The sequence below is a fragment of the Lachnoanaerobaculum sp. Marseille-Q4761 genome, from assembly GCF_017565785.1.
Lineage (GTDB): Bacteria > Bacillota > Clostridia > Lachnospirales > Lachnospiraceae > Lachnoanaerobaculum.
Genome location: NZ_JAGEKB010000003.1, coordinates 45,777 through 66,339, shown reverse-complemented (window position 1 = coordinate 66,339; position 20,563 = coordinate 45,777). Strand labels below are relative to the sequence as shown.

Below are 20,563 nucleotides of genomic sequence, written 5' to 3'. Positions count from 1 at the left end.
CTATGATATAGGATATATAAGTTTATTGTATTTCTTGAAGGTGAATATATGAATAAGACAATAATAGAGGTTAAGGGACTGTATAAATTCTATAAAGCAGGTGAGAATATAGTACATGCTTTGGACGGTTTAGACTTTACAATAAACAAGGGAGAGTTCGTGGCAATAGTCGGTCCGTCAGGTTCCGGAAAATCTACGCTTTTAAATATGCTTGCGGGGCTTGAAAAGCCTACAAAGGGGGAAATAATAATAGGCGGAACACATCTGGAAAAACTTAAGGAAAATCAGCTGGTTGCTTTTAGAAGAAATAATGTCGGATTTATTTTCCAGTCCTATAATCTTTTGCCCACTATGAATGCTCTTGACAATGTGGCATTGCCGCTGGTATTTAGAGGGATGGACAATAAAAAAAGAATAGAAATAGCCAAGCAATATCTGACCTTGGTAGGACTTGAAAAACAGATGTATCAAAACGGTAATGCAATGAGCGGAGGACAGCAACAAAGAGTGGGTATTGCCAGAGCACTCGCCATGCAGCCGAAGATAATTTTTGCAGATGAGCCCACAGGAAATCTTGATACAAAGACTACTGCTGAAGTTTTGGAACTTATGAAGCAGATTGTAAAAGAGGAAGATCAGACTCTGATTATGGTAACTCATGATGTTGATATAGCCAAGGTGGCAGACAGACAAATTAAAATCGTAGATGGAAAGGCGGTATAGCGGGATGAAAATGGTAAAGAAAATTTGGGGACTGATGATGATTCTTATTATGGCAATTATTTTACCAATGCAATCCTTTGCCAAATTAAGAAATATCGAGAGCAATAATGTTTTTCATCAGGACAAAGTGCCTGTAGGTAAAACAGGTAAAATAATGAATGTTACATTCTATGTGGAAACAGGTTCAGATTATGCTGATGCATGGGCAGGTATTGCCTATGATGATGAAGAAGACGAAAATATAGAATTTCCTTTTGAACTTACCTCAGAAACTACGGACAGAAAACATATAGGTAAGATAACAAAGGGCAAGAAAAAGAGTGTCACTATTTCGGCAAGAGTAAGAAGAGATATACCTGAAGGTTATTATGGCATTGCGGTATATTTGGCTGATGAACAAAATGGAGGCAAGGGAGTACAGGAATATATAAATGTATATATCCAAAAATCAAGTACCACTGAGAGCAGTGAAGCTGAGGTGGTAAAGGATGTGGAATTTACTATAGGAGAGGGGCAGTCAACACCGAGAGGTGCATATCCGGATGTTTTAAATTTCAGCTTAAATATGGCAAACACAGGAAAGCTTACAGCATTTGATGTGACCGCACATATGGTAATGGATAAGGACAGTACCGTTTTCCCCTTTGAAATAAACGATGCCAATTATGACAGGCATTTTGACAAGATTGAAAGTGGTGGTATGACAAGCCTTGATTACAGCTTTGCCATACAAAAAAACACCTATACCGGATATTATCCTATAAAACTTGAAATAACATATCGTGACAGTACGGAAGGAGCTATAAAAAAGGCAGAAGAACAGTTCTTTGTACATGTAAAAAATAAAGAAAAGGATGAAACCACCTCTTCTCCGGGAGAATTTAATCCAAATGACAGAACAAAGGCAAGAATTGTGGTGGACAGCTATAAAACTATTCCTGAGGAGGTATATGCCGGAGAGAATTTTGAACTGATTTTGGTTATGAAAAATGCTTCCGCAAGTGTACCCGCAAGTAATATTTTGTTTACCCTTGAGTCTGAAAAAGCAAGTGAAAGTGCGGTATTCAGTATACTGGAGGGTTCAAGCTCACATGCGGTCAATTCTTTGCCTGCAAACCAAACTACGGAACTTAGGCTTAAAATGAGTGCAAGAGCCGGTGTTGACCAGAGGTCATATACCATCACTATAAATGAGCAGTATGATTCACCCGAGTTTAAGAATGCTACAGATAAGGTGACTGTGGATATCCCGGTAAAGCAGATAGCAAGAATGAATATAGGAAGTTTTGAGATAAATCCGGAAACTATCGGTGTGGGTGATGATGCAAATGTTACATTCCAGATAAATAATACCGGAAAAGTTATACTTTATAATCTTATGGCTAAATTCAAAGCGGATTCTATAAAAGAAAATGAGGCATATGTAGGAAATATAAAGCCCGGAGAAACAGGAAATGTGGATGTAAATCTTACCGGAAAAGCAACAACAGCGGATGACGGAAAGATACATCTTACAATCAGCTATGAGGATGAAAACGGAAATGTAAAGGAGGAGACCAGAGAATTTATATTAAATGTAAATGAGGAATTACCGTCAGATTTAGATATAATCGATCCAGAAATTCCGGATGAGCCTGTTTCAAGATTTAATCCTTTACCGTTTATTATCGGCGGAATAATTATAATTATCATTGTAGCAACTGTTATAGTGTTGAAGAGAAAAGGTAAAAAGGAGCAAATGTAAATGAAACTACTTGATTTACTTAAATTAAGTATTTCAAATCTAAAGAGAAGAAAGTTAAGGACAGTACTTACAGTACTTGGTGTACTGATAGGTACGGCTTCCGTGGTTACCATGCTTTCACTGGGGATAGGGCTTGATGAATTAAACCGTGAGAGTATGGCTAAGTACGGATCATTAAAGGCAATAGATGTTACAGTACCGTTTAACAGACAAAATGATCCTTCAAAAAAAAGCGAACCATTGTATATAAAAGATGATACTCTTGATATATTTGCAAATATTGCACATGTAGACGGTGTATCCCCGGTACTTACCACATCGGTTATTATAATGCAGGGACCATATATGCAAAATGCCCAGATAACCGGAGTCGGAGAGGATTATATGAAGGAGATAGAGCTTGCAAGCGGACATCTTCCGACAGATAAAAAAACACTTGAACTTATATATGGAAATTTTGTTATAAAGGATTTTTATAACCCCAAAAAGCCTAATGAATCATATTATGAGTCAAATAAGCTTGCAAATGTAGATTACTATAAGCCTATGTTTGTGATTTTCGATACGGAAACTTATGAGAAATCTATATTTGGCGGAGAAAATGCCCCCAAGCCTCCTAAGAAATATATTATTGATACTGCAGGAGTGGTAAAGGGGGGAACTACCATGGATGATTATAATAATTATAATAATTACAGTTTCGGCATCTATTGTAATATTGATGCCCTGAAGGTAATGCTAAAGAAAATCTATAAGCATAAGGCAATCCCCGGTCAGCCTACAACAAAAAAAGGTAAGCCTTTAAAATATTTGGTCTATGATTCGGCAAAAGTATATGTGGATGATATGAAAAATGTAATTACAGTACAAAAGCAAATCAGTGATATGGGCTATCAGGCTGAGTCACAAATGCAATGGATTGAGCAAAATAAGGCATCCACCAATATGATTCAAATGGTGCTTGGAGGTATAGGCGCTGTATCGCTTTTTGTTGCTTCCATAGGTATTGCAAATACTATGATGATGAGTATTTATGAAAGAACCAAGGAAATAGGTATCATGAAGGTTTTAGGCTGTGATATGAACCGTATCAGGGATATGTTTCTTATAGAATCAGGTGCTATCGGGCTTATCGGCGGAGTCACCGGTGTGATTTTCAGTTTTATTGTATCAATGATAATTAATGCTCTTGGAGTAGCATCGGTTGTAGCGGAAGTGGATGGAAATATTTCCAGAATACCTCCATGGCTTGTAATATCGGCAATTATTTTTGCAATTGTTATAGGTATGGTAGCGGGATTTTTCCCTTCTCTTAGGGCTATGAAGCTCAGTCCTCTTACAGCACTTAGAAATGATTAAATATAATAAAACTATTGTTGATTTAATATATATTTTATTATAAAATTTAAATAATCAATATGTTTACAACAGTTTTTGACTATTATATATGAACTGTTATTGGAGGGCTTATGGCAATTTTAGTTACCGGTGGTGCCGGTTATATTGGAAGTCACACCTGTGTTGAATTATTGGATGCAGGATATGAAGTTGTTGTAGTGGATAATCTGGTAAATTCCTCAAGGGAATCCTTGAAAAGAGTTGAAGAGATCACCGGAAAGTCTTTGCGTTTTTATGAAGTGGATTTATTAAACCAAAAGGCTCTTACAAAGGTGTTTAAAGAAAATGATATAGATGCGGTTATACATTTTGCAGGACTTAAGGCTGTAGGAGAATCGGTTTATAAGCCGCTTGAGTACTATCATAATAATATTACCGGAACTCTTATTCTCTGTGAGGTAATGAGAGAATTCGGCGTTGATAAGATAGTATTTTCATCAAGTGCCACAGTTTATGGAGATCCTAAGATTGTTCCTATTACCGAGGATGCACCTCTTGGAGTTATTACAAATCCATACGGCAGAACAAAGGGAATGCTTGAGCAGATACTTACAGATTGCCATACGGCAAATGATAAATTTTCTGTAATGCTGCTTAGATATTTTAATCCTATCGGGGCTCATGAGTCGGGAAGAATAGGTGAGAATCCAAAGGGTATTCCAAACAATCTTCTACCATATATTACACAGGTGGCTGTAGGTAAGCTTGTATGTCTTGGAGTATTTGGAAATGACTATAATACAAAAGACGGTACCTGTGTAAGAGATTATATCCATGTTGTGGACCTTGCAAAGGGACATGTAAAGGCACTTGAAAAGATTATAAAAGATCCCGGAAAGGTGGATATATATAATCTTGGAACAGGTATCGGATACAGTGTGCTGGATGTTATAAATGCCTTTGAAAAGGTAAATGATATAAAGATAAACTATGTATTTAAGGATAGAAGAGCCGGGGATGTACCTGCATGCTACGCGGATCCTTCCCTCGCATTTAAAGAGCTTGGCTGGAAGGCTGAGAAAAACATAGAGGATATGTGCAGAGATTCATTCAGATGGCAAAAAGCAAATCCGAATGGATTTGAGGAAGACAATTCTGATATAATTATCAGAAAAGATGCTTCCGTTATTAAAAAATAAATATTAATATGTGGCTGCTCGCTCTTATTCGGGCAGCCACTGATAAAGGAGATTATGCTTAGTAAAATACATACGGCAGGTCTTTTAGGCATCAATGCATTTCATGTCTGTTGTGAAACCGATATCGGAGATGGTCTACCCGGCATTATTCTAATCGGGTCTTTATCAGGTGAAGTAAAAGAAGCGGCAGACAGAGTAAGGACCGCCATCAAAAATTCTAATTTTTCTTTTTATCCACGAAAAATCGTTATAAATCTTTCCCCTGCAGAAATTAAAAAAGAAGGCTGTGCTTATGATTTGCCGATTGCAATATCAATACTTGAAGCACTCGGCATTATAAAATCAGATATATTAAGAAAATCAATGTTTGTAGGTGAGCTGTCACTAAGCGGAGAGTTATTGCCGATAAAGGGAATACTTCCAATAGTTATATTTGCAAAAGATATGGGCTTTAAAAATATATTTCTTCCCTATGATAATCTTGCTGAGGCAAATATAGTAAAAGATATAAAAAATATTGGTATAAAAAATCTAAAAGATCTTATAGAAATTCTAAATGGTGAAAAAACATATACAGAAAATATTCCGAAACAAAATCCCACAATAAAAGAATACAGTGATTTCTCAGATGTAAACGGTCAGATTCTGTTAAAAAGAGCTGTACAAATAGCTGTAGCAGGCAGGCATAATATATTATTTATAGGTCCGGCAGGTACAGGAAAAAGTATGATTGCACAAAGAATACCGGGTATAATGCCGAATATGACTGATGAAGAATCACTTGAAGTTTCAAAAATATACAGTGTATGCGGACTGTTAAATTCAAAAGAACCGGTATTAAAGATAAGACCATATAGAGCACCACATCATACAGTGTCGCCACAGGCATTATCAGGAGGTGGAAGAGTTCCAAAGCCCGGAGAGATATCTTTGGCACATAAGGGTGTGTTATTTTTGGATGAACTTGCCGAGTTTAAGACAAATACAATTGAGGTTTTAAGACAGCCTATGGAGAATAAAACTGTAAGTATTTCAAGGGTAAATGCAAGTATTGATTATCCTGCGGATTTTATGCTTGTGGCTGCAACTAACCCGTGTAAATGTGGGTATTATCCGGATAGAACTAAATGTAATTGTAATGAGGCACAGGTAAGAAAATATCTTTCAAGGATATCAAAGCCCTTGCTTGACAGAATCGATATTACTGTGGAGACTTCAATGATAAGATATGATGAACTTAAGGGGGATTTTAATAATATAAGCAGCGAAGAAATAAAAGAGTATATAGAAAAGGTAAGACAGATTCAGCTTGAAAGATATAAGGAGTACGGCTTTTTTTATAATTCAGAAATACCGCCGGCATTTATAAATGAATTCTGCCGCTTAAAAAGGGAGGATGATGTTTTTTTATCCAATCTGTATGAAATGAAAAAAATGAGTGTTAGAGGGCTGCATAAAATCTTAAAGGTAGCAAGAACAGTAGCTGATTTTAATGAGCATATAAATATTGAACATGATGATATATGTGAAGCGATATCTTACCGTTCTTTGGAAGATAAATACTGGTAAAGGAGGAAATATGCAATTTTTTGAAATAACTGATAAAGAAGCTTTATTTTTTCTTTCTACATTATCGGAACTGGGTTATGCCTCAAAAAAGGAGATTTATGAGAAGATAAAGCCGCTTTATAATATCTTTACTATGAGTTTTGATGATTTAAAGACAGGGCTTAAATTAAAAGAAAAACAAATACATGCCGTCTTAAAATTAAAAAACATAATAAATAATTTACATGAAGAATATCTTTCACTTGCTGACAGAAATATAAAATTTATACTTCCCTTTGAAGATAGTTATCCGTCAAAACTTCTTAATATCAGAGATTATCCATTCGGTATATTTGTAAAGGGCAAAGTACCTGTACAAAGAAAGAGTGTATCAATAGTGGGTAGCAGAAGTGCAAGTGAATACGGTCTCGGTATGGCGAAATTTCTTGCACAGGAACTGGCAAAAAACGGAGTGGATATAATAAGCGGTATGGCTCTGGGAGTTGATACAAGGGCACATGAGGGTGCAATACTTGCCAATGGAAAAACCTATGCGGTACTTGGCACGGGAGTAAATGTATGTTATCCTGAGAGCAATTTTAAATTATATAATGATTTATGCATCGGTGAGCATGGAGGAGTTATATCAGAGTTTCCACTTGGAACTAATCCTTTAAAAATAAATTTTCCTATCAGGAATCGAATTATTTCAGGTTTGGCTGATATTACAATAGTGATAGAGGCAAGACTTAAATCAGGTTCACTTATAACCGCTTCTCATGCATTGGAACAAGGCAGAGAGGTATTTGCGCTTCCGGGAAGAATAACCGATTGTATGAGTCTTGGTTGTAATAAACTTATATCTGACGGTGCGGGTATTATATCCTCTCCGACAGATATTTTAGAGGCTCTTGACTTTAATATTGATGGGAAAATACAAGTATATAATGAAAAAAACGCTAATATACTTGCAAAGAATGATAAAAAGGTTTATAGTTGCCTTGATTTAAAACCGAAATATATTGATGACATAATCAAAGAAAGTACTTTAGATGTATCTCAGGTGCTAAGCTCACTTTTATTACTTGAATTGGAAGGTTTTATCGTACAAGTATCATCAAATTATTATTGTAAGAGAATAAATTAGTAAGGGGTTAAAATGGCTGGAAGTTTAGTGATAGTGGAGTCGCCTGCAAAGGTTAAGACCATTAAAAAATATTTAGGTTCAGGTTATGAAGTAACGGCTTCAAACGGACATGTAAGAGATTTACCCAAATCAACTATGGGTATTGATGTTGAAAATGATTTTGAACCGAAATATATTACTATAAGGGGAAAGGGCGAGTTGCTCGCTAAACTGAAAAAAGATGTAAAAAAAGCTGATAAAATATATCTTGCGACTGACCCTGACCGTGAGGGTGAGGCTATAAGCTGGCATCTTTCAAAAGCGCTGAAGCTTGATGACAGCGAAAAGAAAGTATTTCGTATAAGCTTTAATGAGATTACAAAAAATGCTATAAAAGATGCTATAAAGCATCCGAGGAAGCTGGATATGAATCTTGTGGATGCACAGCAGGCAAGAAGAGTTTTGGACAGAATGGTGGGATATTCGATAAGCCCGCTGCTCTGGGCAAAGGTAAAGCGTGGATTATCTGCCGGAAGAGTACAGTCTGTAGCTTTAAGAATGATCTGTGACAGAGAGGCACAAATAGATGCCTTTATACCTGAGGAATACTGGACACTTGAAGCCGAGCTTTTGACAAGCTATTCTAAAAAGGCTGTTACTGCGAAGTTTTACGGTACAAAAAACAAGCTGAATATAAATAATAAAGCTGAAATGGATAAAATATTAGAGGCATTAAAGGGTGTATCCTATATTGTTTCAGAGATAAATGAGGGAGAGAGAGTAAAAAAAGCTCCTATTCCTTTCACCACATCCACTTTACAGCAGGAGGCAAGCAAAAAGCTTAATTACTCCACACAAAAAACCATGAGACTTGCGCAGCAGTTATATGAGGGTGTGGATATCAAAGGAAAGGGAACCATTGCACTTATTACATATCTTCGTACCGACTCTACAAGAATAGCTGCGGAGGCGGATGCGGCTGCAAGGGAGTTTGTAGGTAAGAGCTATGGACCGGAATACGTTTCAAAAAATGTTGTTACAAAAACCAATAATAATAATGTTCAGGATGCACATGAGGCTATCAGACCTACAGATGTGAATCTGACTCCTGCAATGGTTAAAGAATCTTTGCCAAGAGAATTGTTCAGACTGTATCAGCTTATCTGGAAAAGATTTGTTGCCAGCAGAATGGAGAATGCAAAATATAAGACAACATCGGTAAAACTTAGTGCAGGGGATTATACCTTTACTATGTCAGGTTCAAAGATAGTGTTTGACGGATTTATGAATGTTTATACCGATGATGAAGAAAAGGTAAGTTCGGATACTATTATAGGTAAGCTTAAGGTGGGAGATGAGCTGAAACTTGAAAAGCTTTTGGATGTACAGCATTTCACACAGCCACCGGCACATTTTACAGAGGCAAGTCTGGTAAAAGCACTTGAAGAGCAGGGAATCGGTCGTCCGTCTACCTATGCCCCCACTATTACAACAATTTTGGCAAGACATTATGTTGTAAAGGAGCAAAAAAATCTCTATGTTACAGAGCTTGGACAGATAGTAAACTCAATGATGGTAAACTATTTTGGAAGCATTGTAGATAAGGAGTTTACCGCAAATCTTGAACAGCTTCTGGATTCGGTAGGAGATGGCAGTGTAAACTGGAAAACTGTGGTATCAAACTTTTATCCTGATCTTGAATCAGCTGTAGACCAGGCTTCAAAGGAGCTTGAAAATGTAAAGATAGCGGATGAAGTGACTGATGTAATTTGTGAAAACTGCGGTAAGAATATGGTTATAAAATACGGACCGCATGGAAAATTCCTGGCATGTCCCGGATTCCCCGACTGTAAAAATACCAAGCCTTATCTTGAAAAGATAGGAGTAAAATGCCCGAAATGTGATGGAGAGGTGGTCATAAAAAAGACCAAGAAGGGTAGAATATACTATGGTTGCAGCAATGCACCCGAATGTGAGTTTATGTCATGGAATAAACCTTCATCTATTGCCTGTCCAAAATGCGGCTCATATATGGTGGAGAAGGGAAATAAGCTTCTTTGCATGAATGAGGAATGTGGCTATTCCGAGAATAAGCCTAAGGAAGAATAAAACTAAAGCCTTCTTTTATATAAACAAAAATTCAGGGAGTGTATGACTTTAATTGAGCCATACACTCCCTTTAAACTGTTACCACCGGCAGAGTTATTATTCTTTATCATCCTCTTTTTTATCAAGATTTTTTATCTGTTTTGTTATAACAAGATATGCATATATAATTACCGGCATTACAATATCTATGAATAATAATGTAAATAAGAGCCTTGTGTCAGATGAAAATATTGCTACAAAAATTGTGGCAGTCAAACTGAATATAAGTATAATTAAAATTATAATAGCGAAAAGCCTTTTCATTTTCATATCAATTTTCCTCCAGACTTAAGGTAAGTTCTTCCCACTCATTCATAAGTTTTTCAAGTTTTTCCTCCAAAGAGCTTTTTTCTTTTTGAAGTTCCATAAGCTTGCCTACATTTGATGAAATCTCAGGGTTTGAAAACTCCTCATCAATAAGCCCAAGCTTTTCTTCAAGCTTTTCTATTTCTTTCTCACATTTATTTAAGGCATTGGAGAGCTTTTTCTTTTGAGCCTGTGCAGTCTTATTTTCAATCCATTCCTGCTTGGAATCTGAGATTTCTACAGACTTTTCTTTTGATTCATTTGAGATAAGATTTGCAGCGCCTTCCACAGCCTCTCTTTTTTCAATATAATAATCATAATTGCCTATATAATTTAACAATCTGTTTCCTGTAAGGTCAAGAATCCTTGTAGCAGTCTTATTGATAAAATATCTGTCATGTGAGACATAGCATATAGTACCCGGAAAACTGTTTAAAGCACTTTCAAGCACATCCTTGCTGAGTATATCAAGATGGTTTGTAGGCTCGTCAAGAAGTAGGAAATTTGCCTTTGAGAGCATAAGTTTTACTAAAGATACTCTACCTCTTTCACCACCGGATAAATCTCCGATTTTCTTATATACATCCTCACCTGTAAAAAGAAAAGCCGCAAGAATATTTCTAATTTGAGTATTGGTCATCTCAGGATAGGTATCGGAAATCTCGTCAAAAAGAGTTTTATCCATATGAAGTACCTGATGTTCCTGGTCATAATATGCTATAACCACATTGGAACCGTAAATCACCTCACCGCTGTCAGGAGATAGAAGACCGTTTATTATTTTTAAAAGAGTGGTTTTACCTGTTCCGTTATCACCTATTATAGCCACCCTTTCGCCTCTTTTTATTTCAAAGTTTATATTTGAAAAAAGATGTTTTTCATCAAAACTTTTTGAGAGATTGTTTACAGAGAGCACATCCTTACCGCTTTCCTTTGAAATATCTAAAGAAAGTCGCATATTTTCTATATGAGTTTGCGGAGCTTCAACTCTTTCTATTTTCTCAAGCTGTTTTTGACGGCTTTCAGCTCTTTTTATTGACTTTTCTCTGTTAAATTGCTTTAACTTACTGATAACAGCCTCTTGGTGCCTTATTTCCTGCTGTTGATTTAAATACTCCTTCATTTTTGCATCAATCAACATTTGTTTTTTAGCTGAAAAGTCGGAATAATTGCCGCTATACATAGTTACGACACTGTTTTCTATATCTATGACCTTACTTACTATTTTATCAAGAAAATATCTGTCATGAGATACTATTATTACCGCACCCTTATAGTTTAAAAGATAGGACTCAAGCCATTCTATACTTCTTAAATCCAGGTGGTTTGTAGGCTCGTCAAGTAAAATAATATCCGGCTCTTCAAGTAATAGTTTGGCAAGGAACACTCTGGTCTTTTGACCACCCGAGAGAGTATTTATTTTTCTGTCAAATTCATTTTCATTAAATCCCAAGCCTTTTAAAATACCCGTAACCTTGCTTTTTGCGGCATATCCGTCCATAAGCTCATAATTATGTGTAAGAGCGGTATATGAGGAATATAATTCTTCCAAAGCCTCACCGCTAAGATGCTGCATCTGCTCCTGCATATCAAGCATTCTTTTTTCCATGCTTAATATATGCTCTATTACGGTGTATAATTCATCAATTATACTTAGTTTTGAATCAACATTATTTATTTGGCGTAAATACCCAAGCTTTGCATCCTTTGCCGGTATAACATTACCGCTATCGGCATGTTCTTCACCGATAAGTATTTTTAAAAGAGTGGTTTTACCGGCACCGTTTACACCAACTATAGCAACTTTTTCATGTTCATTGACTAAAAAGTTTGCATCTTTTATTATCTCATTGCTTCCAAAAGACTTTGAGATATTTGTGGCAGTTAAAATCAAAATTTGCCTCCTTAGTCTTATAATCCACATTAGTATAGCTTAAATATGTATTTGAATGCAAGGAAAATGGAACAAAACATTATGTGTATTAAGAATATAATAACTCAAGTGAAGAGTAAAATATAAAAATATTACTATATATATCTGTATTGACATTTATATTAATAGATAATATACTAATTGTAGAATTCTTAACAAATGGAATTGCTAAGCATATTTAGGAAGGATTAAACAGATGCTTTTGAGGGCATTTGTATCGGACTTTGATTTTACTTTTCTTATCTATTTTACATAAATCAATGTCTGAGGCGGAGTAACTATGGAAGAAAGAAAAATATCAAGGGCGGTTATATCAAGATTACCAAGATACTACAGATACTTGGGTGAGCTTTCTGAAGAGGGTGTTGAAAGAATATCCTCCAAGGAACTGAGTGAGAGGATGAAGGTTACGGCTTCTCAAATCAGACAGGATCTTAATAATTTTGGCGGTTTCGGACAACAGGGTTATGGATATAATGTAAGATATCTGTACAATGAGATTGCTAAAATACTGGGTATTGATCGCCAGCACAATGTTATCATAATCGGTGCAGGACATTTAGGTAAGGCCATTGCAAACTATGCAAATTTTGAGAGAAGAGGATTTCTTATTAAAGCAATGTTTGATGTGGATCCTAATCTGTTTAATAAGACCGTTCGTGGTGCAAGAATATATTCTCTTGAAAATCTCGAAAAATTTATAGCTGAGAATGATATACAGATTGCCGCACTTACCATACCGAAGACTCGTGCTATGGAGGTTGCAGACAGACTGATAAAGTCAGGTATTAAGGCGATTTGGAATTTTGCGCATACAGATCTTGTAGTTCCTGATGATGTGGTAGTTGAGAATGTGCATCTTTCAGAATCTTTAATGAGACTTTCATACAGAGTCAGTAATGTAGATGCAATACCTTTTGAAGGAAAGTATGATTAGAGGTATCGGAACCGATATAATAGAAATAGATAGAATATCAAGAGCAATAAAAAAAGATTTTTTTTTAAAAAAGGCTTTCACCTACAGTGAGATAGAAATGGCAAAGTCAAGAAATACAGACAGCTTTTTGGCAGGAAATTTTGCTGTAAAGGAAGCCTTTGTAAAGGCATTGGGAACAGGTTTTAGAGGTGTAAAACTAAAGGATTTGGAAGTGCTTAGAGATGATTATGGTAAACCTTTTATTAGAATATGTAATATGTCAAATGTTCATCTAAAAGGTATTGCCGTGGGAAAAATTCATGTATCTATAAGCAATACAAATTCACTTGCTATTGCAATGGTGGTAATAGAATCGGATTGATATGTGGAGAAAAGGATATGAGAGTTCTTGATGAAACTGCATTAAAATATATACCTGACAGAAAAAAGAATGCAAATAAGGGAAGTTATGGGCATGTGCTTGTTATTGCAGGCAGTACCGGTATGAGCGGTGCTGCATTTTTGAGTGCAATGGCGGCATATCGCTCGGGTGCAGGACTTGTAAGAATATTCACTGTAAATAAAAACAGAACAATTTTACAAACTCTTTTACCTGAAGCTATAATTACAACATATGATGAGAGAGAAGCCTTTGAAAATAAGGAAGGCTTTATAGGAAAGGTAAAAAAATGCCTTGACTGGTCAAGTGTTGTAGTACTAGGTCCCGGACTTTCCACAGATTATTATGCCAAAACCATAGTCGAATATGTATTGTCGGAATGCTATGTACCTATGATAATAGATGCCGACGCTTTAAATATTATTGCCGCTGACAATACACTTACAAAATACTATACCGACAATGTTATTATAACACCTCATATCGGAGAGATGTCCAGACTTATAAATATATCAATAGACGAGATATTATCGGAACCTGTAAAATATGCAGGTGAATATGCCTCTAAATATGGAATTACGGTTGTACTTAAATCTCATCAAAGCGTTATTGCCGCCAAGGATGATATTTTTATAAATAAATCCGGAAGTGCCGCTATGGCAAAAGCCGGAAGCGGTGATGTACTCTGCGGTATAATAGCAGGTATGTTCTGCCTTGGAATAGAGGATGATATGGCTGTGGCACTTGGAGTATTTATTCATGGCATGGCAGGCAGTCTTGCAGGCAGAAAATATGGAGAACACAGCATCCTTGCAAGAGAAATCATTGATAATATCGGAGAGGTGCTAAATAGAAGGAAGAAAAATGGACTCATATAGACGAGCTTATGCAAAGGTGGATTTAGATGCTATAAAGCATAATTTAATGATAACAAAGCAGGCTTTAAAAGAGAATATGAAGCTGGCAGCTGTTGTAAAGGCTGACGGCTACGGGCATGGCAGTGTTCCGGTATCACTGCATATAAAGGATATTGTGGATTTTTTCTGTGTGGCGACTTTGGAAGAGGGAATAAATCTAAGATATCATGGTATTACAAAGCCGATTTTGATACTTGCATGTATTCCAAGAAGCAGCTATAAGGAATCCATTGTATTTGATATAAGAGAATCTGTTTTTACATTGGAACAGGCTAAAAAAATAAATGATGAAGCAAAAGAGATGGGTAAAAAGATGAGCATTCATATCGCCATTGATACAGGTATGAACAGAATCGGTTTTAAACCTACAAAAGAAAGTGCTGATATCATTAAAACCATAAATGAAATGAATAATATAGAAATCGAGGGTATTTTCACTCATTTCCACAGTGCCGATGAAATAGATCTTACTTCTGCAAAAAGACAAGAAGAATTATTTTTGGAATTTTTAGATATGCTTCGTAATATGGGTATTGAACCCAAAATCACACATGCATCCAACTCAGCCGCCATTGTAAATAATATCGGAACGCAGCTTGATATGGTAAGATGCGGTATTACAATGTATGGTGTATCACCTTCAAATGAAGTAAACCTTAAAAGCTTTGATTACAGACCTGCTTTAAGTATTTACTCCACCATTACCTATATAAAGGAGATAAAAGCGGGAGAATGTGTAAGCTATGGTGCAATATTTAAGGCGGAAAAGGATATGAATATTGCAACAATTTCATTCGGATATGCGGACGGATACCCCAGAGATTTAAGCAATAAGGGATATGTATTGATTCATGGGGTAAAATGCAGGATACTTGGAAGAATATGCATGGATCAGACAATAGTGGATGTCAGCAATATTCCACAAGTGGAGATAGGAGATACTGTAGTGATTCTTGGAGAAAGTGAGGACAGTAAAATCACTGTTGAAGAATTGACAAAGGATTCAAATACATTTTCCTATGAATTTATTTGCGGTATAAATAAAAGAGTACCTAGACTTTACTACTGCGAAGGTGAATATATAGGCAAAAAGGATTATATAAGAGATTTATATACTATGGTATAATTCTTAAAATAATAAAATATTATTTATCAGATAAATAGGAGATTTTCATGGACGATGCTCATTCGGCATTTTTAATTACTACTTTTATAATTGTATTATTTATAAATTTTTCGATTCACTCTTTTAATTCGGCTATTCATGAGTTAAACAGCTCTGATATTGATGAGGATAAAAATGGTGACAAGCTGAAATACTATATGGAAAATCCGGATAAGGTACTTTACTGTATGTATATTATAAATGTCTTATCCGGAATTTTCTTCGGATGGTTTTTTATAAGGTCATTTACCTCCGGTATTAAGACATTTTTATCAACCTTACTTCCTATATCGATATCAACGAGTATTTCGATTTTTATCGTTCTATTATTATTTTGTATTTTCTTTGTTATTTTCGGAATATCTATACCAAATAAGCTGGCAAGAAAATCACCGAAAAAAAGTGCCTGTATTTTTATAAATATTTCAGCTGCTTTAATTTTTATTCTTTCACCGATTATCTATATTGTGGACGGTATTTCTTATATTATTTTAAAGATCTTCGGTGTAGATATGAAGGTGCAGTCGGAAACTGTAAGTGAGGAAGATATAGTCAGTATGGTAAATGAAGGTCATGAACAGGGGATATTTGAGGGCTCCGAGGCGGAAATGATTACCAATATCTTTGAGCTTAACGATAAGCAGGCAAGGGATGTTATGACTCATAGAAAAAATGTTGTATTTATAAATGGAGAGGACAGTTTACAGGATGTGATTGACTTTATGCTGACCTCCGGTATTAACTCCAGATATCCGGTTTATAAAGATAATATAGATAATATTATGGGTATTTTGAATATGAAAGATGCCTTGATATGCGAAAATACATCAAATTATCAAAATACCGCAATTAAGGATATTCCAAATATTCTAAGAAATATTACATTTGTTCCTGAAAATAAAAGCCTTGATACCCTATTTAAGGAAATGCAATCAGAAAAAAATCATATGGTTGTAGTGGTGGATGAATATGGACAGACATCCGGTATTGTTACTATGGAGGATATACTCGAAGAAATTGTCGGAAATATCATGGATGAATATGATGAAGACGAAGAGCTTATAAAGGAACTGTCAGATGGTTCATTTATAATGAAGGGAATGACTCCGTTATCTGATATAGAAGATATTTTAAATATAAAATTTGATGAAGAGGAGCTGGAAAATTTTGATACTATCAATGGTCTTATGATATCTCGACTTGACAGAATCCCGGAAGATAATGAGAAATTTGATATAATAATGCATGGATATGAGTTTAAGGCATTACATGTCTCAAATAAAATGATAAACACCATTAAAGTAACAAAATTACAAGAGGATGAAGAGCTTAAGGAAGAATAACGGCTTATTTATGTTGCCGTTCCAGATGTTTGAAGACAGGGAGTATATAAGGAGGGTTTTATATATTGCACTTCCTGTTTCTCTTCAAATGTTACTGAAAATGATTGTAAACTTTGCCGATACCGTAATGATTGGTAAATTGGGTGAAACTTCAATTGCCGGTGTTGGGTTGGCAAATAAATATTTTTTTGTTTTTGTACTGTTTATCTTCGGTATAGAAAGCGGAACAGGAATACTCGCATCACAGTACTGGGGCAATGGTGATATTAAAAATATCAGAAAGGTGCTTGGGCTTGGTCTGTTGTTGTCTGTTGCAGGAAGCATAATACTTACCCTTATTGCTTTTTTTATGCCTGAAAAAATAATGATGATTTTTACGGAATCTGATAATACTATAGCAATAGGTGCAACATATCTCGGTGTGGTATGTCTTTCATATCCCTTTACCGCGGCAACAGATATTTATATTTCCACAATGAGAGCGGTGGGAGAAGTAAAGGTACCTGTTATAGCAAGTGTCTTTGCTATAATATTAAATATTGTCCTAAACTATATTTTGATATTTGGAAAATTCGGTTTGCCTATGCTTGGAGTGGTAGGTGCAGCTATTGCAACTGTGACAGCCAGAATATTTGAATTTATTTTGACAATTACACTTATAACAATAAAAAAATCACCTATAATATGTCCAATAGCAAAATTAAATCCATTTTCAAAGGAATTGATTACACAATTTGCCAAAACAGCATTGCCTGTAATAGTCAATGAATTCTTTTGGGGCATCGGAACAACACTGTATTCGGTTGCCTATGGAAGGATGGGAGATGCGGCTGTAGCCGCCATAACAATTTCCACGGCATTACAGGATCTTATGGTGGTATCATTTCAAGGTATAGCAATGGCGACAGTCGTTATACTGGGAAATGAGATGGGCGCAAATAATTTAAAAAAAGCAAAGCAATATGGTTCATATTCATATATAATGACTTTTTTGGTAGGTGTTATTGCATCCATGCTTATAATGATTTTCAGATTACCCTTTGTATCACTTTATAATGTATCTGATAATGTGATAAATGATGTAAAAGTATGTCTGTTGGTATTTGCTGTATATTTTCCACTTAAGGCGGTAGCGGCAGTAAATATAGTAGGTATTTTAAGGAGCGGAGGGGATACTTTAGCATGTCTTTTCCTGGACTTATCCTCAGTATGGCTGATAGGAGTTCCCATGGCATTTCTTGGAGGGCTGTATTTTAAATTCCCCATTTATATAGTTTATGCAATGGTACTTTCGTCAGAGATTTATAAGGTAGTAGGAGGGTACATCAGATATCGTCAGGGCAAATGGCTTAAAAACCTTGCTATAGAATTGACAGCAAATTAATTTCAGTATAAAATATAGCTTTGTATTAGTAGATAAAGGAGATAATATGTCAGGACATTCAAAATTTGCAAATATTAAACATAAAAAAGAAAAAAATGATGCGGCAAAGGGTAAAATCTTTACTGTAATCGGAAGAGAGATAGCAGTAGCTGTAAAAGAGGGAGGACCGGATCCAAACAATAACTCAAAGCTTAGAGATGTTATTGCAAAGGCAAAGGCAAACAATGTACCAAATGATACAATTGAAAGAGGTATTAAAAAGGCTGCCGGTGATGTAAACTCTGTAAACTATGAGCATAATATATATGAAGGCTATGGACCTAACGGTGTTGCAATCATTGTAGAAACTTTAACAGATAATAAAAACAGAACTGCGGCAAATGTAAGAGCCGCCTTTACAAAGGGTGGTGGAAATATAGGAGCTCAAGGCTGTGTATCATTTATGTTCGATAAAAAAGGTCAGATCCTTATAGACAAAGAAGAATGTGATATGGATTCGGATGAACTTATGATGGCTGCACTTGATCTTGGTGCAGAGGATTTTAATGATGAAGAAGACAGCTATGAAATCCTTACAGATCCGGATAATTTTTCTGCAGTCAGAGAAGGACTTGAAAAGTTAAATATACCTATGGCAAATGCCGAGGTAACTATGATTCCTCAAAATTGGGTAACACTTTCAGATGAAGAAGATATCAAGAAGATGAACCGTATTTTAGACCTTTTGGATGCTGAGGATGATGTGCAGAATGTATATCATAGCTGGGACGAGTAATATGACATTGCCAAAGGATCCTGTGATGTTATTATCACTTATAAATACCAAGCTTAGAGACTTTAATTCTTCATTGGAAGATTTTTGTAAAGAAAATGATTTGAATGAGGATGAGATAAAAGAAAAACTTGAGATAATTGATTATCACTATGATGAATTTAAAAACAAATTCGTATAAGTGGACTACAGGGAATAGATAGCTTTTAATTGACTTCCATTTAATTTGTTTTTCTTATATTTTTATTTAATGTAAATAATTCTATTTATGAGTATTTCATATTGATCATATTAAACTTATAAAGTAGTATTTAGATAGTTAGTGATAGATAACCATCTAAATACTATTTTTATTTGGAGGGATACAAGTATGAAATCCGTAATGAGAAGTATATTTAAAAAATATAGTATATTTATTGTTGCCATACTTAATTTGTTAATGTTTATTATAAGTTGTATAGTATTTTATTGGTCCGGATATATTCGTGATCAATATAATATAATGAACGACGGAGAATACTTTGATACTTTTTATTTATTTTGTATTGTTATAATTGAGATATTTGTATTCTCTTTAATATATTTTTTAAGACAATATAAATTGGGAATATATAAAGTATTTTATCTATTGTATATAGTTTTACTTATATTGTTTGTATCTAAAACTATAAATTGTATTATATACTATAACAATTATAGTAAAGAAGAGTATATTAAATTACATAAGGTTTCATTACAAAGTTTAAATTATATAATTAAAGATACCGGTGCGGACAATTATATATCAATAACTATTCGTTAAACTCAAGTTTAACGAATAGTTATTGATAAAAAATACTGTAAGCATAATATACTTACTTCTTATATAAAAAGCTGTTTAAGCCTTATATTCCTATTATAGCCTAAACAGCTTTTATTAACTTCTATTTTATAAAAATCTTTATACCATCTGCAATAATGCCGCATTTATTATTGCAGCACATACATTGCTGCCGCCTTTATTTCCATCACATATTATAGCAGGTATATTGCTCTGTTTTATAAGCTCCTTTGCTTCTATTACATTTACAAAGCCTACCGGGGCTGCAATTATAAAATCCGGTTTATACTTATCTAAGAGTTCATTTATCCTTATAAGTGCTGTCGGTGCATTTCCCACAGCAAATACTATGGGGATTTTTTTACCTGTTAATGCCTGTTTATTTTCATGCATCTGATAAGCCAAGTCTATAGCCGCATTTGCTCTGGTTGTTTCATTTTTTTTAGCAAATTCAATAGTCTGTTTTTCAGCTATCAAGCAAGCCGGTTCTATACCGAATTTATCTGTAAGTATGCGTTTATTTATACCGCTGAGTGCCATATTTGTATCTGTAAAAATCATAGCATTGGATTGTATACAATTTTTCAATGTCTGTAATGCATTATTCTGAAAAATAACATTATGTTGATAATCAAAATCCGCCGTAGTATGTATGGTCCTTTTTACAACTAAAAGTTCCTCATCGGAATAAAATTTTAATCTTTCCTCATCCATCCTTGAGGTAATGATCTCAAAACTCTTTTTTTCTATATCTTCAGGTCTTATTTGTAACATAAAACTC

18 protein-coding genes are annotated in these 20,563 nt (G+C 34.9%); 15 read left to right on the top strand and 3 right to left on the bottom strand.

From position 1 onward, the window contains the following. Nucleotides 1–48: 48 nt before the first annotated feature. The 7 genes from J4O15_RS11450 to topA all read left to right on the top strand — a co-directional run bounded on the left by J4O15_RS11450 (nt 49) and on the right by topA (nt 9,787). Nucleotides 49–723, top strand: a complete 675-nt coding sequence (locus J4O15_RS11450; RefSeq protein ID WP_009218710.1) for an ABC transporter ATP-binding protein — start codon at nt 49–51, stop codon at nt 721–723. Nucleotides 724–727: 4 nt separating this feature from the next. Continuing rightward, nucleotides 728–2,467, top strand: coding sequence for a COG1361 S-layer family protein (locus tag J4O15_RS11445; RefSeq protein ID WP_009218709.1), 1,740 nt, complete (start codon nt 728–730; stop codon nt 2,465–2,467). Then, on the top strand, nt 2,468–3,826 hold the full coding sequence (locus J4O15_RS11440; protein WP_009218708.1) for an ABC transporter permease: 1,359 nt from the start codon (nt 2,468–2,470) through the stop codon (nt 3,824–3,826). A 110-nt stretch (nt 3,827–3,936) separates the two neighbouring features. Continuing rightward, on the top strand, nt 3,937–5,004 hold the full coding sequence (gene galE / locus J4O15_RS11435) for a UDP-glucose 4-epimerase GalE (RefSeq protein WP_208100869.1): 1,068 nt from the start codon (nt 3,937–3,939) through the stop codon (nt 5,002–5,004). Nucleotides 5,005–5,058: 54 nt separating this feature from the next. Beyond that, nucleotides 5,059–6,573, top strand: a complete 1,515-nt coding sequence (locus J4O15_RS11430) for a YifB family Mg chelatase-like AAA ATPase (RefSeq protein WP_009218706.1) — start codon at nt 5,059–5,061, stop codon at nt 6,571–6,573. Between the two features lie 10 nt (nt 6,574–6,583). Then, nucleotides 6,584–7,699, top strand: a complete 1,116-nt coding sequence (gene dprA, locus J4O15_RS11425) for a DNA-processing protein DprA (RefSeq protein ID WP_009218705.1) — start codon at nt 6,584–6,586, stop codon at nt 7,697–7,699. Between the two features lie 12 nt (nt 7,700–7,711). Next, a complete protein-coding gene (gene topA, locus J4O15_RS11420) occupies nt 7,712–9,787 on the top strand; it encodes a type I DNA topoisomerase (protein WP_009218704.1) in 2,076 nt (691 codons plus the stop codon). A gap of 96 nt (nt 9,788–9,883) precedes the next feature. Here the strand turns inward: topA and J4O15_RS11415 are convergent, their stop codons facing one another. Both J4O15_RS11415 and J4O15_RS11410 read right to left on the bottom strand, forming a co-directional pair. After that, nucleotides 9,884–10,096: a hypothetical protein gene (locus J4O15_RS11415; RefSeq protein WP_009218703.1), complete on the bottom strand. Its 213-nt coding sequence runs from the start codon at nt 10,094–10,096 to the stop codon at nt 9,884–9,886. Nucleotide 10,097: 1 nt separating this feature from the next. Further along, nucleotides 10,098–12,026, bottom strand: a complete 1,929-nt coding sequence (locus J4O15_RS11410; RefSeq protein WP_208100868.1) for an ABC-F family ATP-binding cassette domain-containing protein — start codon at nt 12,024–12,026, stop codon at nt 10,098–10,100. Between the two features lie 319 nt (nt 12,027–12,345). On the opposite strand from J4O15_RS11410, the gene J4O15_RS11405 reads away from it, so the two are divergent. From J4O15_RS11405 to J4O15_RS11370, 8 genes are read left to right on the top strand one after another with little or no spacing between them, the layout of a single operon-like run. After that, nucleotides 12,346–13,002, top strand: a complete 657-nt coding sequence (locus tag J4O15_RS11405; RefSeq protein WP_009218701.1) for a redox-sensing transcriptional repressor Rex — start codon at nt 12,346–12,348, stop codon at nt 13,000–13,002. Continuing rightward, nucleotides 12,995–13,363 carry a holo-ACP synthase gene (acpS, locus tag J4O15_RS11400; RefSeq protein WP_009218700.1) on the top strand — a complete coding sequence of 123 codons (369 nt, stop codon included), beginning with the start codon at nt 12,995–12,997 and terminating at the stop codon, nt 13,361–13,363. Before J4O15_RS11405 ends, acpS begins: the two co-directional genes overlap by 8 nt. 17 nt (nt 13,364–13,380) lie before the next feature. After that, nucleotides 13,381–14,259 (top strand): NAD(P)H-hydrate dehydratase, encoded by an 879-nt coding sequence (locus J4O15_RS11395; protein ID WP_009218699.1) that lies wholly within the window; start codon nt 13,381–13,383, stop codon nt 14,257–14,259. Next, complete coding sequence (gene alr / locus J4O15_RS11390; RefSeq protein WP_208100867.1) at nt 14,246–15,424, top strand: alanine racemase; 1,179 nt, start codon at nt 14,246–14,248, stop codon at nt 15,422–15,424. The genes J4O15_RS11395 and alr overlap by 14 nt, the downstream gene beginning before the upstream one ends. Before the next feature lie 47 nt (nt 15,425–15,471). Next, nucleotides 15,472–16,806 carry a hemolysin family protein gene (locus tag J4O15_RS11385; RefSeq protein WP_208100866.1) on the top strand — a complete coding sequence of 445 codons (1,335 nt, stop codon included), beginning with the start codon at nt 15,472–15,474 and terminating at the stop codon, nt 16,804–16,806. Continuing rightward, entirely contained in the window at nt 16,784–18,190 is a 1,407-nt protein-coding gene (locus tag J4O15_RS11380; RefSeq protein WP_243762054.1) for an MATE family efflux transporter, read from the top strand. The genes J4O15_RS11385 and J4O15_RS11380 overlap by 23 nt, the downstream gene beginning before the upstream one ends. Nucleotides 18,191–18,236: 46 nt before the next feature. Then, a complete protein-coding gene (locus J4O15_RS11375) occupies nt 18,237–18,965 on the top strand; it encodes a YebC/PmpR family DNA-binding transcriptional regulator (RefSeq protein WP_208100865.1) in 729 nt (242 codons plus the stop codon). A gap of 1 nt (nt 18,966) precedes the next feature. After that, complete coding sequence (locus J4O15_RS11370) at nt 18,967–19,143, top strand: DUF4250 domain-containing protein (protein ID WP_208100864.1); 177 nt, start codon at nt 18,967–18,969, stop codon at nt 19,141–19,143. 759 nt (nt 19,144–19,902) lie between these two features. On the opposite strand, the gene J4O15_RS11365 is transcribed toward J4O15_RS11370, so the two are convergent. After that, a complete protein-coding gene (locus J4O15_RS11365; protein WP_208100863.1) occupies nt 19,903–20,556 on the bottom strand; it encodes a precorrin-8X methylmutase in 654 nt (217 codons plus the stop codon). Nucleotides 20,557–20,563 lie beyond the last annotated feature (7 nt).

Excerpts from the sequence above, each read along its gene's own strand:
- J4O15_RS11445 (WP_009218709.1), top strand. The coding sequence starts at position 728 with ATGAAAATGGTAAAGAAAATTTGGGGACTGATGATGATTCTTATTATG.
- J4O15_RS11365 (WP_208100863.1), bottom strand. The coding sequence starts at position 20,556 with ATGTTACAAATAAGACCTGAAGATATAGAAAAAAAGAGTTTTGAGATC.
- acpS (WP_009218700.1), top strand. The coding sequence starts at position 12,995 with ATGATTAGAGGTATCGGAACCGATATAATAGAAATAGATAGAATATCA.
- J4O15_RS11380 (WP_243762054.1), top strand. The coding sequence starts at position 16,784 with ATGAAGAGCTTAAGGAAGAATAACGGCTTATTTATGTTGCCGTTCCAG.
- J4O15_RS11430 (WP_009218706.1), top strand. The coding sequence starts at position 5,059 with ATGCTTAGTAAAATACATACGGCAGGTCTTTTAGGCATCAATGCATTT.
- J4O15_RS11405 (WP_009218701.1), top strand. The coding sequence starts at position 12,346 with ATGGAAGAAAGAAAAATATCAAGGGCGGTTATATCAAGATTACCAAGA.
- J4O15_RS11450 (WP_009218710.1), top strand. The coding sequence starts at position 49 with ATGAATAAGACAATAATAGAGGTTAAGGGACTGTATAAATTCTATAAA.
- topA (WP_009218704.1), top strand. The coding sequence starts at position 7,712 with ATGGCTGGAAGTTTAGTGATAGTGGAGTCGCCTGCAAAGGTTAAGACC.
- J4O15_RS11440 (WP_009218708.1), top strand. The coding sequence starts at position 2,468 with ATGAAACTACTTGATTTACTTAAATTAAGTATTTCAAATCTAAAGAGA.
- J4O15_RS11415 (WP_009218703.1), bottom strand. The coding sequence starts at position 10,096 with ATGAAAATGAAAAGGCTTTTCGCTATTATAATTTTAATTATACTTATA.
- J4O15_RS11395 (WP_009218699.1), top strand. The coding sequence starts at position 13,381 with ATGAGAGTTCTTGATGAAACTGCATTAAAATATATACCTGACAGAAAA.
- galE (WP_208100869.1), top strand. The coding sequence starts at position 3,937 with ATGGCAATTTTAGTTACCGGTGGTGCCGGTTATATTGGAAGTCACACC.
- alr (WP_208100867.1), top strand. The coding sequence starts at position 14,246 with ATGGACTCATATAGACGAGCTTATGCAAAGGTGGATTTAGATGCTATA.
- J4O15_RS11370 (WP_208100864.1), top strand. The coding sequence starts at position 18,967 with ATGACATTGCCAAAGGATCCTGTGATGTTATTATCACTTATAAATACC.
- J4O15_RS11375 (WP_208100865.1), top strand. The coding sequence starts at position 18,237 with ATGTCAGGACATTCAAAATTTGCAAATATTAAACATAAAAAAGAAAAA.
- J4O15_RS11385 (WP_208100866.1), top strand. The coding sequence starts at position 15,472 with ATGGACGATGCTCATTCGGCATTTTTAATTACTACTTTTATAATTGTA.
- dprA (WP_009218705.1), top strand. The coding sequence starts at position 6,584 with ATGCAATTTTTTGAAATAACTGATAAAGAAGCTTTATTTTTTCTTTCT.